This window comes from Protofrankia sp. CiP1_Cm_nod1 (genome assembly GCF_920888515.1).
Taxonomy (GTDB): Bacteria; Actinomycetota; Actinomycetes; order Frankiales; family Frankiaceae; genus Protofrankia.
On the sequence record NZ_CAKKTM010000445.1, the window covers coordinates 1 to 14,723 of the forward strand.

General features: G+C 70.6%; 12 protein-coding genes. 4 read left to right on the plus strand and 8 right to left on the minus strand.

All coding sequences use genetic code 11. The annotated features are described in order from the left end of the window. Positions 1-1,491, plus strand: a 1,491-nt coding sequence (locus tag NBX02_RS20295; RefSeq protein WP_250292585.1) for a tetratricopeptide repeat protein, incomplete at its 5' end; no start/stop codon positions are given. Positions 1,492-1,971: 480 nt separating this feature from the next. Here the strand turns inward: NBX02_RS20295 and NBX02_RS20300 are convergent. Together NBX02_RS20300 and hemL are read right to left on the minus strand one after the other, a co-directional pair. Next, positions 1,972-2,757: a histidine phosphatase family protein gene (locus NBX02_RS20300; protein WP_250285523.1), complete on the minus strand. Its 786-nt coding sequence runs from the start codon at positions 2,755-2,757 to the stop codon at positions 1,972-1,974. Continuing rightward, on the minus strand, positions 2,754-4,112 hold the full coding sequence (gene hemL / locus NBX02_RS20305; protein WP_250285524.1) for a glutamate-1-semialdehyde 2,1-aminomutase: 1,359 nt from the start codon (positions 4,110-4,112) through the stop codon (positions 2,754-2,756). The genes NBX02_RS20300 and hemL overlap by 4 nt, the downstream gene beginning before the upstream one ends. 1,002 nt (positions 4,113-5,114) lie before the next feature. On the opposite strand from hemL, the gene NBX02_RS20310 reads away from it, so the two are divergent. The 3 genes from NBX02_RS20310 (at position 5,115) to NBX02_RS20320 (ending at position 8,559) form a co-directional block, all read left to right on the plus strand. Beyond that, on the plus strand, positions 5,115-6,119 hold the full coding sequence (locus tag NBX02_RS20310; protein WP_250285525.1) for a PadR family transcriptional regulator: 1,005 nt from the start codon (positions 5,115-5,117) through the stop codon (positions 6,117-6,119). Positions 6,120-6,433: 314 nt separating this feature from the next. After that, positions 6,434-7,465 carry an ATP-binding cassette domain-containing protein gene (locus NBX02_RS20315; protein ID WP_250285526.1) on the plus strand — a complete coding sequence of 344 codons (1,032 nt, stop codon included), beginning with the start codon at positions 6,434-6,436 and terminating at the stop codon, positions 7,463-7,465. After that, complete coding sequence (locus NBX02_RS20320; protein ID WP_250292587.1) at positions 7,465-8,559, plus strand: ABC transporter permease; 1,095 nt, start codon at positions 7,465-7,467, stop codon at positions 8,557-8,559. Before NBX02_RS20315 ends, NBX02_RS20320 begins: the two co-directional genes overlap by 1 nt. 240 nt (positions 8,560-8,799) lie before the next feature. Here the strand turns inward: NBX02_RS20320 and NBX02_RS20325 are convergent, their stop codons facing one another. From NBX02_RS20325 to NBX02_RS20350, 6 genes are all read right to left on the minus strand, one after another. After that, positions 8,800-9,636, minus strand: a complete 837-nt coding sequence (locus NBX02_RS20325) for a DUF262 domain-containing protein (protein ID WP_250292589.1) — start codon at positions 9,634-9,636, stop codon at positions 8,800-8,802. 140 nt (positions 9,637-9,776) lie between these two features. Next, on the minus strand, positions 9,777-10,055 hold the full coding sequence (locus tag NBX02_RS20330) for a hypothetical protein (protein WP_250285529.1): 279 nt from the start codon (positions 10,053-10,055) through the stop codon (positions 9,777-9,779). Positions 10,056-10,221: 166 nt separating this feature from the next. Continuing rightward, positions 10,222-10,614: a PIN domain-containing protein gene (locus NBX02_RS20335; protein ID WP_250285530.1), complete on the minus strand. Its 393-nt coding sequence runs from the start codon at positions 10,612-10,614 to the stop codon at positions 10,222-10,224. After that, positions 10,614-10,946: a hypothetical protein gene (locus NBX02_RS20340; protein ID WP_250285531.1), complete on the minus strand. Its 333-nt coding sequence runs from the start codon at positions 10,944-10,946 to the stop codon at positions 10,614-10,616. Before NBX02_RS20340 ends, NBX02_RS20335 begins: the two co-directional genes overlap by 1 nt. Positions 10,947-11,154: 208 nt before the next feature. Beyond that, positions 11,155-12,159 (minus strand): porphobilinogen synthase, encoded by a 1,005-nt coding sequence (gene hemB, locus NBX02_RS20345; RefSeq protein ID WP_250292597.1) that lies wholly within the window; start codon positions 12,157-12,159, stop codon positions 11,155-11,157. Positions 12,160-12,269: 110 nt separating this feature from the next. Then, positions 12,270-14,144 (minus strand): uroporphyrinogen-III synthase, encoded by a 1,875-nt coding sequence (locus NBX02_RS20350; protein WP_250292591.1) that lies wholly within the window; start codon positions 14,142-14,144, stop codon positions 12,270-12,272. Between the last annotated feature and the right edge of the window lie 579 nt (positions 14,145-14,723).

A 14,723-nucleotide genomic window follows, 5' to 3' on the forward strand; every position in this document is an offset into this window, starting at 1 on the left:
CCCTCGGTGGTCGGGCCGTCGGGGGCCAGGGGATCGGCGACCGGGCTGGTGGCGGTGACCGCGGTGGCGGGGATGGGTGGGGTGGGGAAGACCGCGCTGGCGATCGAGTACCTGCACCGCTACGCAGCCGCGTTCGACCGGGTGGGCTGGGTGCCGGCGGAGAACCCCGACCTGCTCGGCAGCCATCTCGCCGACCTGGCCCCGGCCGTCGGCCTGCCGCGGGATACCGACCCGGCGGCGGTGGTCGCCGCGTGGGTGCGTCTGCCGCGGTCGCTGCTGGTGTTCGACAACGCCGACGACCCGACGACCCTCGAACAAAAGCTACGGTTCGCACCGGGGCCGGGCCGGCTGCTGGTGACCTCCCGCCGCACCGGCTGGCGCCGCCTCGGCCTGGTGCTGGACATCCCGATGCTGCCCCACGCCGAGGCGATGGCGATGCTCACCGGCCGTTTCCCGGACTTGGACGTGGCGGTCGCGGACCGGATCTGCGCGCTGCTGGGGGATCTGCCGCTGGCGGTGGAGCAGGCCGCCGGCTACCTCGACCAGACCGGCATGCCCGCGGCCGAGTACGCCGATCTGCTGGCGGAGCGGTTGGAGGACATGCTCGTCCGCGGGTCGGCGCCGGATCCGGTGGTGCGGGCGGAACGCACGGTTGCGACCCTGTGGGAACTGTCGATCGACAAGCTGCGGGAGACGCGGCCGGCGGCGGTGGCTCTGTTGGAGTTGTGGGCGTTCTGCGCCCCGGAGGCGATCCCGCTGGAACTGTTCACCACCACCCCGGACGCGCTCGGCCCCCGGGGACTGTTACGGGCCGCGACCGTCGACCGACTGGCGTGGGCGGAAACAGTGGGGGCGCTGGTCGGCTACCACCTGGCCGCCCGCGCGGGCGACACGGCCAGCGTGCATCGACTGATCCAGGCCGCCACCCGCGCCGCCCTGCCCACCGCGGAACGGACGGAGCGGGTCACAGCGCTGGTCGGGCTGTGCACCGCCGTCCTGCCCGAGGAAATCAGAAACAACCCGGCGGTGTGGCCGCGGTGGCAGCGGGCCCTGCCACACGTGCGCGCGGTTCTCGACCGGGCCGACGGCCTCAACCCGCCCCCGGATGGGCTGACCCGGTTGTACAACCGCGCCGCCAGCTACCTCGTCGAGCACGGCCAGCCCGGGCAGGCTATGGCCCTGCTCCAGCGTGCCCTGACCCTCGACGAGCGCCTCCTCGGTCCGGATCATCCCGACACCCTGACCTCCCGGAACAACCTCGCCTATGCCTACGAGTCGGCGGGGCGGGCGGCGGAGGCGATCGACCTATACGAGCGGACGCTGCCCGACATGCTGCGAATACTTGGTCCGGATCATCCCGACACCCTGACCTCCCGGAACAACCTCGTCCACGCTTACTGGTCGGCGGGGCGAGTGAAGGATGCGGTCAGCCTGTTTGAGCAGACCCTGGCCGATGCCCTACGGGTCCTCGACACCGATCACCCCGTGTGACCGTGATCAGGGGCAACCTTGTCGCTGTCAGGAACACCGTGACGGCAGACGCGGACGCCTCATGACGTCGCGGGATATCCGCGAGTTGTGTGGTGCTCTGATGACCGTGCGCGCTCCGGGGAACGGGTAATTCGTTATACGTGGCGGCCCGCTCGATGAGGTGAACGTGCGGACGGCCATCTGATCGTGTCCACAGACATGATAACGATCATGAATGCCGATGGCGGGATGGTGTTCCGCGTCGCGTCCGCGCGTGCCGCGTCCACGCGTGCGGGTCGCTGCCCGAGAACACGCTGATGCCGTCGCGTCCCCCTCGCATCCGTCGGATCCGGTATCCGAAAGCCCGGATCGGCCGCACCGACTCGACGGGCACCCCGCGTCCGCCGGAAAGCCGGGGCAGCTCAGGTGCCCCGCGCGCAGAAACATAGGACAGGTCGTCCTCGGCCCAGTGGGTGGGGGGGCCGCCTTCGGCTGGTCGGGTCAGGCGCCGACGGAGCCCGGCTGGTTTGTGGTGGGGCCGTTGGGTTCGGCGTAGTCGATGCGGAGCAGGCGGTCCGCCGTGTAGACGGCTGAGGTGACGCTGGCGAGTGCGCACTGGCGGCGGTCCGGGCGGTGCCAGAGTTTGTGGCCCTCCAGTGCGCGCCGGGCCGTCCACACCGGCAGCTGGTGGCTGACGAGCACCACCTCGCGGCCGGGGAAGGCGTCCCGCCACTCGGCCACGGCGGCGAGCATGCGTCCGGCGATCTCGGTGTAGGGCTCGCCCCAGGACGGCCGGAACGGATTGATCAGCACCCGCCACATCCGCGGGTAGCGGAGCAGGGCCGGGCCGGCTTCGAACGGCTTGCCCTCGAAGACGTTGCGGCTTTCGATCAGGCGGGGGTCGATCTCCACGCCGATGCCGAGGGCCTGCGCGAGGGGGGCCGCGGTCTGCCGGGCCCGTTCGAGCGGGCTCGCCACGACCGCGGCGATGTCACGCCCGGCCAGGAACTCCGCGGTGACCTTCGCCTGCCGCTGCCCCGCCTCGGACAGGACGAACCCGGGCAGCCGGCCGTAGAGAACCTTCTCCGGGTTGAACACCTCACCGTGGCGTACCAGGTGGACGGTGGTCAGCCCACCCGACGCGGACCGTCCCGGCGAGGCTGGTTCCGGCGAGGCTGGTCCCGACAGGAAGGAGCCTGGCGAGGACGGTTCCGGCGAGGACGGTTCCGGCGCTGGGGACAGGGGCCCGTCGACGGGGTCGGACGCGCCGGGCCGTGCGGATGTCATGGACGCTTCCCTCCAGCGCTCGTGGCCGGGACCGGTTCGGGCACGCCGGCGGCTGCCCGGGCCGCCGTCGGCGCGGCGGCCGCGATCCGTTCGACGGCCTCGTCATCATGCGCCGCCGAGACGAACCACGCCTCGTAGGCGGATGGTGGCAGATACACCCCGACGTCCAGCATGGCATGGAAAAACGCGGCGTACCGGGCGCTGGACTGCGTCCGCGCTCCAGCGTAGTCGACCACCGACGGCCCGTCGGTGAAGAAGAAGCTGAACAGTGAGCCGGCGCTGCTGGGCAGGTGCGGCACGCCCTGCTCGGTCAGCGCCGTCGAGATGATGCCGGCGACGTCGCCGGCGCGGGCGTCCACCGTGGCGTACACCTCGGACGTGCAGGCACGCAGGGTGGCCAGGCCGGCGGCGACCGCCAGCGGGTTGCCCGACAGCGTCCCGGCCTGGTAGACGGGGCCGACGGGCGCGAGGTGGGACATCACCTCGGCACGCCCGCCGAAGGCCGCCGCCGGCAGCCCACCGCCCATCACCTTGCCGAAGGTGAACAGGTCCGGGGCCCACCCCTCGACGGCGCCCTCCACCCCCCACCAGCCGGCCGGGCCGATCCGGAAGCCGGTCATGACCTCGTCCAGGACGAGCAGGGCACCGTGGACGTCGCACAGCCGCCGCAGCCCGGCGTTGAAACCCGGCAGCGGGGGGACGACGCCCATGTTCGCCGCGGCGGCCTCGGTGATGACGGCGGCGATCTGCCCGGGATGTTCGGCGAAGGCCTCGTCCACGGCGGTCAGGTCGTTGTAGGGCAGGACGATCGTGTCCGCCGCGGTGGCCGCGGTCACTCCCGGCGTGTCCGGCAGGCCGAGGGTGGCCACCCCCGAGCCGGCGGCGGCGAGCAGCGCGTCGACGTGACCGTGGTAGCAGCCGGCGAACTTTATGATTTTCGACCGTCCGGTGACGCCGCGGGCGAGCCGCAGCGCGCTCATGGTGGCCTCGGTCCCGGAGTTGACCAGCCGGACCTGCTCGATCGGCCCCACCCGGGAGACGATCTCCTCGGCCAATTCGACCTCGCCCGGGCTCGGCGTGCCGTAGCTCGTGCCCCGCGACGCGGCCACCCGCAGCGCCTCGACCACCGCCGGGTGGGCGTGCCCCAGGATCATCGGGCCCCAGGAGCAGACCAGGTCGACGTATCGGTGGCCGTCCGCGTCGGTGAGGTAGGCACCGTCCCCGGACACCATGAACCGTGGTGTGCCGCCAACCGCCCGGAACGCCCGAACCGGTGAGTTCACCCCACCGGGGATGATCCGCTGAGCTCGACGGAACAACTCCTCGGAGGCAGCGGCCCCGGACACGACTGACATGCCCCGATCCTCGCAGGTCAGCGCCGCCCCCCGCTGGCCCTGGTCCCCATCCCGGTTCCACCACCGGGGACGCCTGCGGCCGACCGCCGAGGAGCCGGGCCGGCGCGGTACAGGGGACGCCGGCCCCGGGGCCGCCGGTGGGCGGGGATGACCCAGCCGCCCACCGGCGTCCGTGACGCGGCACGCCCACCGGCCGCGCGCCTCATGCCGGCCGGCCGGCGCATCCGTGCCGCCAAGAAGCCAACAGGCCGACGCGGCCACACCGGTGAGAAGCCAGCGGCCACACCGGTGAGAAGCCAACAGACCGACGTATCCGCGCCGGCGCATGACCGACGGCCAGCGCGGACACGCTGAGAAATGGCCGACAGGCCGGCACACTCCACGTCGGCGGCGGCCAGCAGGCCGGTGGGCGGCTGACAGGCCGGCGCGGGGCGCGCCGCCGAGGGCCAGGGCCGATCCGAGGCCGATCCGAGGCCGAGAATGGTCAGGGGGCCAAGGAGTCAGGGGGCCAGAGGCCGGCACGGGTGCGCCGCCGAGCCCACCCGTGCCGGAGGTGTCACGACGCACTTCCGAGCATGACGCAGCGGGTCACGCAGCGCTCGTCGAGCGTCCGGCCCGGGGCATCCGCAATGGTCGGACCGCTGACGTCCCCGTCCACCAGACCCGTCCGCCAAGCCCGTCCACCGAACACGTCCGCCGAATCTGTCCGCCAAGCTCGTCTATAGAATCCGTCCGTCGGATCCGGTGTGGGACGACCGGGAATATCAGGACCTCCCGCGGCACCGGGCAGGAATTCCATCATGTCCTGGCTTCGCCGCGTCCTGGTTCCGTCATGTCCGGTGAATATCTCGCGAATCAGGACAGCGCTGTCGGCTCCGCCAGCCGCCCGGCCGGATTGACAGGCCGGCTTTTGTAACCGGACACTCGCAGTCGAGTAATCGGGGGCGGAGAACAGCACGGACGGAGAACGGTACGGACATGGCCCGTCGACGGATGGCAAACATGCTGGCCCTTGCTGTGCTCGGAATTCTCAACGAACGGCCCATGCACCCGTACGAGATGTCGACAACCATGCGCGAGCGGCACAAGGAAGACAGTATCAAGCTGACGTACGGCTCGCTCTACACGGTCGTGGACGCACTGGCTCACAACGGTTACATCACCGCCCGCGAAACCGTCCGTGACGGTCGACGGCCGGAACGGACCGTCTACGAGATCACGCCGGCCGGCCGGACCGAGCTCTACGACTGGATGTCCGAACTGGTCAGCACGCCGACAAAGGAGTATCTCCGCTTCGAGGCGGCGCTTTCCATGCTGGCGGTGCTCACACCGGAGGACACCGCGAGACTGCTCACCGAACGCCGCAACCGGCTCCTGCTCCAGATCGAGCACAGCCACGCGGGCGAGGCGCTGGCCGTCCGCAAGGGGCTCCCCCGGCTGTTCACCCTGGAAACCGAGTATTTCAGCGCCCTGGCCGAGGCCGAGCTGCGTTACGTGGACGAGCTCATCTCGGAGATCACCAACAGGACGTTGGACGGCATCCACATCTGGGACGCGATCCACACCCGCGGCGAGACCGATCCCGAGCGGATACGGGAGGCCGTGCTCAAGGCCCTGGAAGGCCAACGGCGACGCGACCGCGCTCCTCGCGCGCCCGGCATTCCCGCCGGGACCGGGGCTCCCGCGGAAACCGGGACTCCTGCCGGAACCAAGACTTCCGCCGGGAGCCGGATTCCGGCCGGAACCAGCATTCCCGCCGGAACCGTAATTCTCGCCGGGAGCCGGACTCATCCCGTGCCCGGAACTCCCGGCGGGCCCGCGCCGCCCGCCGGATCCGGGATTCCCGGCGGATCGGCAGAGCCCGGCCAGGAGCCGCGGAAGCAGGTATGGGAGCCGGTCCGGAAAATCCGGGAGATCCGGGAGCCAGTCCGGCAGGCTCAACGGAAACCCCCGGGCAGCGGCCCGGCGCCCTGCCCGGAAAATACCGCCGGAAAAAAAGAAGAGTAATGCGGACAAGGGGGGATCTGATGACCGCACACCCGGCTCCGGAATCCGCCGGGCAGCCACCCGGCATCGCCACCACACTACTGCCTGGAACATCCGGGACCGCCAAGCGGACCACGGCCACGAAAACAGCGGGAACAGCGGCCGCGACGACAGCCACGGCAACGGCGACAGCCACGGGAACGGCGACAGCAGCGGCGGCCACGCTGACGCGGCCTGGCGGTGCCGCCGGAACGGCCACGGACGCGGCCGTCTTCCGGAGCACCGTACACACCACGGACCCGGGCGAACATTTCACGATTCAGGCGGAAAAGCTGGTGAAAACCTACCGCGGGGGCGTGCGTGCGCTGTCCGGCCTGAGCTTCGGTGTCGCACCCGCGACAGTGTTCGGCCTGCTGGGGCCGAACGGCGCCGGCAAATCCACGACAGTGAAGATCCTGACCACGCTGTCACGCCCGGACTCGGGGACGGTCAGCGTGGCCGGGATCGACGTCCTCGCACATCCCGAGCAGGTCCGGCAGCGCATCGGCGTGGTCGCCCAGCGGTCCGGCATCGACCTGGAGGCCACCGGTCGCGAGAACCTCGCACTCGCCGCCCGCCTGCACGGCCTGCCCCGCTCCATGCTGATCGACCGGGTCACCGAGCTGCTCGACCAGTTCGAGCTGACGGCGGCCGCGGACCGGCCGGCGCGCACCTACTCCGGTGGCATGCTGCGCAAGCTCGACGTGGCGGTAGGCCTGATCCACCAGCCCAGCGTGCTCTTCCTCGACGAGCCCACCACCGGCCTGGACCCGCAGGCACGCGCCCAGATGTGGGACGAGATCGGTTCGCTCGCGGCGGACGGCCTGACGATCCTGCTCACCACGCACTACCTCGAGGAGGCGGACCGGCTCGCCTCCCTCGTGGCGATCATCGACGGCGGGCGCATCCTCGTCCAGGGCAGTCCTGACGCGCTCAAGAGCGAACTGAAAGGTGACGCCGTCCACCTTGAGCTCGCCGCCGTCCCGGCCGCCGTGGTCGTGGAGACAGTGACCGCGGCCCTCGACCAGGTCCCGGGCGTCACCGAGACCACGGTGAACGGCCGGGAGGTGCACGCCCGGGTCACCCATGGCGCTTCGTCGCTGCCTGCCGTGTTCGCGGCTCTCGACCGGGTGGACGTCGCGGTGGTCGCGGCGACGATCGCCCGGCCGTCCCTGGACGACGTCTACCTGCGTCACGTGGGCCGCCGGTTCACCGCCGACGCAGGGCCCGGAGCGGATGCCGGCCCCGTCCCGGACAGTCTCCAGGACGACAGGCCCCAGGACGGGGCTGCCCAGCCCAACGCTGTTCCGGACAAGGGGGTGGCCTGATGGCAGGCCTCACTGACACCGGCACGACCACCGACACCACCGACACCACCGACACCACCGACACGGTCGACACCACCGACACGGTCGACACCGCCGGCCCTGGCGCCAAAGCCGCCGCCCCGGCCAGCCCTGGCACCGCGATCGCCCCGGCCGGTGGCGCCGCCAGAGGTGACATCCCGACCAGTCCAGGGAGCACGACCGGCACCCCGGCCGGCGCGGCCGCACGAGCCCGCGTTCCGGCCGTCCCGGCTGCTCCGGTTGACATCACGAGGATCCCGGAGCCACAGCCGCTGCCGGCTGCCGAGCGGAGCGGGTTCACCGCCTCGGCAGCCAGCCAGCTGCGCTGGCTGACCGTCCGTCACCTGCGCGCGATGCTACGCCAGCCCGCCTACCTGGCGATCACGATCGTGCAGGCGGTGGTATGGCTGCCCCTGTTCGGATCGTTGTTCCGCCGGGTTGTGGATGTCCCCGGCTTTGGCGGCGGCTCCTATTTTGACTTTCTCACGCCCGGTGTGGTGGTGATGAGCGCGCTGTTCTCGGCGGGCTGGTCCGGGATGAACGTCATCATCGAGATCGACCGTGGTGTGACGGACCGGATGCTGACCCTGCCGGTCCGACGCGGTGCCCTGATCGGCAGCAGACTTGTCTTCCAGGTGCTGATTACCATCATCCAGTCGGTGATCATCATATTGCTCGGCTGGGCGATCGGAGCCCGCTACCACAACGGGCTGGTGGGCCCGGCCGTCCTGCTCGCCGGTGCCGCGCTGGTCGCGCTCATCGTGGCGGCCCTGTCCTACGGGCTCGCCCTGATCGTGCGCAGGGAGGAGGTGCTGATCGCGGCGGTGAACTTCTGCGTCCTGCCGCTGACGTTCCTGTCATCCGCGATCATGGCGAAGGAGCTCATGCCGGGCTGGATGCGGGTTGTCGCCTGGTTCAACCCGGTGGACTGGGCGGTGACCGCCGTCCGCGAGGCCGGGTCGGTCGACCCGGACTGGCTGTCGATCAGCCTCCACCTGCTCGGCCTCACCGCCCTGGCGGTGCTGGCTGGCAAGTTCGCCACCCGCGCCTTCGGCATCTACCACCGCTCCCTGTAGGAGCACGAAATCTCCCGGCGAAAGCATGAGAGCGAGGGATTATAATGCGGTGCTGGCGGCCGTTTTCGCGTTCGATTCCTCGGTCAGGTGAACACCGGTTCCCAATAAGGCGATACCTGCTGTGATCCGTGGCTCTTTCGCGTGCGCCGGCCCGGTGGAGCCGGCGCACGCGAAGGACTCGGTACACCCCGACCCGGCCGGCGACCGACGCTGTCCGGCCTCCGTCGTCATGGGGCGGATTCAAGCGATCTTCTGAAACCTCCTGCGAATCGTCGAGCATGCCTGTTGTTCTCTCCAGGAAAGCATCCATGGAGCTCTCCCGGACATAGCCGTCGACGCCCCTCGGCCAGAATGCACAGTATCGGAGTACCACCTCGCGGTCATCCATCCGAATATGATCACGAAAACGTCCGCCAGTGGCTCTATCGAACTCTGGAAACTCTGGAGTGTGCGTGCACTGCTTGAGGAACTTCGACTGCGCTTCCTGCTCATGCAGTGCCGGATCTCCTGAGCATTGAGCGGCGTACCACCTGTGTTAATCCGCTTGAAGATGTCGTACTTGACATCTGGTGGAGTGGTCGAATCAATGACATGGACGACGATCTGCGCATTGTTTATCCGACGCCGGAGAGCCGGTGCCAGCTCCTCGAAACGTTTCTTCTCAGCCGAACCAAGATACTCCAGATCGGTCAGCGCGAACGCCTGCTGCCGCCCCCGTACATAACTGTGCACGGCGGACAGCCGCTGTAGACCGTCGACGACGCGCATCATACCGCTGGTGTCCTCGGTAAAATAAAATGCCGGTAGCGGGATCTGCAGCAGGATCGATTCGATGAGACGCGATTTCTGGCGGGCCTTCCAGACCTTGTTCCGCTGGAAGTCGGGCGCCAGCTCCAGATCACCGTCGTCGATCAGATCGAGGATGTTGCGGAGGGAGAACTGTTTCGTACCGACCCGGATGTCATCCGGATCCCAGGGCCTGGCGATACCCGGCTGCTCGCCATCGAACTCGGCCTCGACACCGGTTGCCATGTTGTCGAAGTACTCTTCACGGACGTCGATGCCGTCCTCCGCCATGTCGACGCATCCTCCGTCCATACGGGTCCGACGCCGATCGTATGGGACATGGCAACACGGGACTCGCCCACGCCGGGTCCCGCCGGTTGGCCCGCTTCACATGGGCCGGCTACCTCAAACCGGCGCAAACGCCCGGCCGGTCAGGCTTCCTGGAGGGCGGCGCCCAGGTTGCGCAGGCCCTGCCGGTGGCTGCGGTAGGCGATCGTGTGCCCGACGGCCACGACGGCCGCGACCGGCCACTCGATGATCCCGAGCAGACCGAGCGCCACCAGACCGGCGAAGTAGCCGAGTTGCTCGGACGGCAGCAGCTCGTAGCGCCGACCGTCGATGTCGACGGTGACGACACCGTGCTGGACGGCGCGTTCGGCCGCTTCCCGGATGTTTCCCATCTTCTTGGTCGATACCGGTGTCAGAACCACGTCCGCCTCCCGCCCGGCTGTTCCGCCGCGCTGCCGTTCCGTCCCGACCGGCCCCCGCCGGTCTTTGCCGTACTGCTTCTCACGGCTTCTTCCTGCCCGGAAACACCGCGAACAGGCAGCGGAACGGACCTGCGCGGACGGACGGACAGACGCGCGGACGGGGAGCTCACACGGGGTGGATGTCGACCTTCGTCCCGTGGGCTTCGGCCAGGGCGCGCAGATCCGGTGTGTCGCTGGTCAGGATCGAACGGTCCGTCGAGGCCGCGTTCAGCACGACCGCGGCGTCGACGATGTCGCTGCTTCCCGCCCGGGCCAGCAGCGCGCCGACGGCCCGCGCGGTCTCCTCGGACAGCGGTTCGACGTCACAGCCCTTCAGCAGGCGGGACAGCAACGGCTGTGGACCGCCTCGCCATGCCTGCGCCAGCACGGGCGCGGGAATGACCGGACGGACTTCCCGTTCCAGGATTCGCCGGTGCAGCGCCCACATCGCACGATCACCGGCTTCAGCCGCCAGGAGCGCACCGGTGTCGTACGTGACCCCTCCTTCGTCCTGCGCCATCAGGGCTTCCTCCCGACTCCGAGACGGTCGAGGATCTCGTCGGCACGCCGCAGCGCATCCTCGGGGATGGGGCCGTGTTCGGCCTCGTATTCGCGGACGGCGGCGAGACCTTCCTGGATGCCGATGTGATGGTCGATCAGACGGGAGATCCAGGACGACAGGCTCACGCCCTCGGCTGCCGCCGCTGCCCGCGCGGCGGTGAGGACACGTTCGTCCAGGGAGACGGACACCTTTGCGACGGCCATGCCATCACCATAGTCGATCTGTTCGTACCATCGGTACGAACACGCGACCGGGATCTCGTGGACCGGCCGCTCCATGAGCAGGGTCACTGCGCACCTTCCTCCATACCTCGACAGATCTTGCTGTAAAGCAAGAGTACCGCCTGAAGCGGGCGGATCAGTACGTACCGCACACTGGAGACCACATACCGAGACCACAGAATCGTCAGGACGTCGGCGATGCGACAGAAGCGGCCTGCGACAACGGAGGCGACGCGGGGCAGGCGGGACCTGCGAGGGTAAACGCGGGCGGTGTGGGTCAGCGCAGGCGGTGGGCGACTTCCGTCGCCCAGTAGGTCAGGATGATGTCCGCGCCTGCCCGGCGGATGGCGGTGAGCGTCTCGGTGATGGCGCGCTCGCGGTCGATCCAGCCGCTGGCCGCCGCCGCCTCCACCATCGCGTACTCGCCCGAGACCTGGTAGGCGGCGACCGGCACGTCCACGGCGTCGGCGACCGCCCGCAGCACGTCGAGGTAGGCCAGCGCCGGCTTCACCATCACGGCGTCGGCGCCCTCGGCGAGGTCGAGGGCGACCTCACGCAGGGCCTCGCCGACGGAACGGGCCGGATCCTGCTGGTAGCCGGCGCGGTCGCCGAAGCGCGGCGCGCACTCGGCCGCGTCCCGGAACGGGCCGTAGAACGCCGACGCGTACTTCGCCGAGTAGGCGAGGACCGGGACGTGGGAGAAGCCGCCGCCGTCGAGCGCCGCCCGGATCGCGCCGACCTGCCCGTCCATCATCCCGCTCGGCGCCACCACGTGGGCGCCGGCGCGGGCCTGCGCCAGGGCGATCGACGCGTAGCGGGCCAGGGTGGCGTCGTTGTCGACCTCGCCGTCCTCGGTCAGCAGGCCGCAGTGGCCGTGGTCGGTGTACTCGTCCAGGCAGAGGTCCGTCATGATCACCATGTCGTCGCCGATCTCGGTGACCAGGTCGGCCAGGGCGAGCTGCACGATGCCGGACGGGTCGTCCGCGGCCGAGCCGCGCCCGTCCTTGTGCGCGGGCACGCCGAAAAGGATCAGGCCGCCGACGCCGGCGCGGGCCGCCTCCACCGCGGCCTTGCGCAACGACTCCCGGGTGTGCTGGACGACTCCGGGCATCGAGGCGATCGGCGCGGGGGCGTCGATGCCCTCCTTGACGAACAGCGGCAACACAAGATCCGCGGGATGCAGCCGGACGTCGGCCACCAGCCGGCGCAATGGTGCCCCGCGGCGCAGTCGACGGGGCCGGGCCAGCGGGAATCCCACGCCCCCACCGGGGGTGGCACCCAGGGCAGTGGCACCCAGGGCAGTGGCACCCAGGGCGCCAGCCCCGGGTAACGGCGGACGCGGGGCGGCCGGCCCCGCCGTGCTCGCACCGGCGGTGACGCGCGGCGGCACGCTCACCGCCGGGAACCGCGCCGGGGCTTGGGCAGCCGGGCCGCGAGCGGGCCGACCTTGCCCAGCTCCTCCCGGTGCTCGGCGGCGAAGTCGGCCAGCGCCTGCACCAGCGACGGGATCGACGCCTCGGACGCCTGGACGTCCACGCGCAGGCCCAGCTCGACCGCGGTGGCCGCGGTCTGCGGGCCGATCACCGCGATCACCGTGGTCTCGTGCGGCTTGCCGGCGATCCCGACCAGGTTGCGCACGGTCGAGGAGGAGGTGAACACCACCGCGTCCACCCGGCCGCCCTTGAGCGCCTCCCGGATCGGGGCCGGCGGCGGCGCGGCCCGCACCGTGCGGTACGCGGTGACGTCGTCGACGTTCCAGCCGCGCTCCTTCAGGCCGGCCACCAGGGTCTCGGTGGCGATGTCGGCCCGGGGCAGCAGCACCCGGTCGAGCGGGTCGAACACGTCGTCGTAGTCGGGCCAGTCGGCGAGCAGGCCCTCGCTGGACTGCTGGCCGGAGGGGACGAGGTCGGGGCGGATGCCGAAGGCGCGCAGGGCGTCCGCGGTCGCCTCGCCGATCGCGGCCACCTTGACGCCGGCGAACGCCCGCGCGTCCAGGCTGCGCTCCTCGACCTTCTCCTGGACGGCCCGGACCGCGTTGACCGAGGTGAAGGCCACCCACTGGTAGCGCCCGGACACCAGGCCGGTGATCGCGCGTTCCATGGGGGCGGCCGTCCGCGGCGGCTCCACCGCGATCGTGGGCACCTCCAGCGGGCTCGCGCCGTGCGAGCGCAGCAGATCCGACAGGATCGCCGCCTGCTCCTTCGTCCGGGGCACCAGCACCGTCCAGCCGAACAGCGCGCGCGACTCCCACCAGGACAGCTTGTTACGAGCTGTGACCGCGACCCCGATGGACATCACCACGCAGGGGGCGTTCGCGACGACGGGCGCGGCGTCGGCCTCGATCCGGTCCAGGGTGGAGGTGACCGTGCGCTGGTCGGTGGTGGTGCCGTCCACCGTCACCGACACGGGGGTGTCGCCGGCCCGGCCGTGCTCGACCAGCGCCGCCGCGACCTTGCCGACCTCGTTGGAGACCGCCGTCACCACAAGGGTGCCGGGTGCCTGGGCCAGCGCCGCCCAGTCGAGGTCCGAGCCGGAGCCGCCGACGTCCAGGCTTCCGCTCCCGGCGAGCCCGCCGAGCCCCAGCGAGGAGCCCAGCGGCGAGGCCGCGAGACCCGCGCCGAGCCCGGACCCGCCCAGCCCGGACCCGCCCAGCCCTGGGCCGCCCAGCCCGGGACCACCAAGACCGGAGCCGGAGCTGCCGAGGCTGGAGAGGCCACGTCCACCGAGGCGGCCCGCCCCGAAGGACGGGGCGCCCAGCCCCGTGGTGGGCGTCTCCGCCACCGGGGCCACGGTGGGCCGCACCCCGCTGGCGGAGAAGACCCCCTGGGTGCTCGCGAAGGTGACCGGCAGGCCGGTGGCGATCCCGGAATAGGTGGCGACCGCCGCGCCGGTCGGAATCCCCGGCACGACCCGGAAGGGAATCTTCGCCTTGGCGAGTGCCTGCGCGTCGGCGGTGCCGATTCCGGTCAGCCACGGATCCGAGGAGTACAGGCGTACGACCCGCTCACCGGCACGGGCCCGGGTGACGACGACGGTGGTCGCCGCGGTCGCGTCCAGGACTGGTTTTGCCACGTCGGTATCGCCGATCCGCAGCACCTCGCCGGGCAGCTTGGCGACAATCTCCGGGGCGACGTCCGGATCGACGATTACCGAATCGGCCCCGGCCAGCGTCTCGGCGGCGAGAACTGTCAACAAACCGGGGTCGCGTGGGCCTGCTCCAACGAGGGCGACCGGGGTCAGAGGCTTCTTTGTGCGGCGGGTGGCCATGATCAGCGATTTCCCATCAGCGTCTGTGCTCCGGCGGACAACATCGTGTCCGCGAGGCGCTCTCCCAGCGCCCCCGGGTAAGTCGGCGGACCCGGTGATCCCGCGCCGGAGAACACGCTCCCTCTCCGGCAACGCGACCACGGCCCGTGGTCGAATGGCACCGGCGCCCGATGTTCCGGTGGACGCCATCGCGACCTCGGCGAAGGCGCCGACCAGCGCACCGCGACCGGCCTCAATGGCCGCCGGGTAGGCACGCTCGGCAACAACAGCAGCCCGCGATGGTGGACCGTCCAGTACAAACCGTAGCAGCCCGCGGGGAGTTGCCTGTCGTCGGTACAGTCCGCGCGCTCGAACCTGGGCTTCGACGCGTCCTGCTCACCTACGTGTTCGACTGCCAGCGCCTCCCTCCCGTCACCTCGCCGGACCTCTGCCCGGACGTCGCCATCTTGTTGAACGCTCCCGCCCGCGACATCCCGCCCACGGGACGGGACAACTCCGGCGCCTGTCGACAGGCTCTGCCGGATCCACAGCCCCGGGCAGCTCGTACACTGCTTCGCGACGCGCCGCCGAACCCTGCCC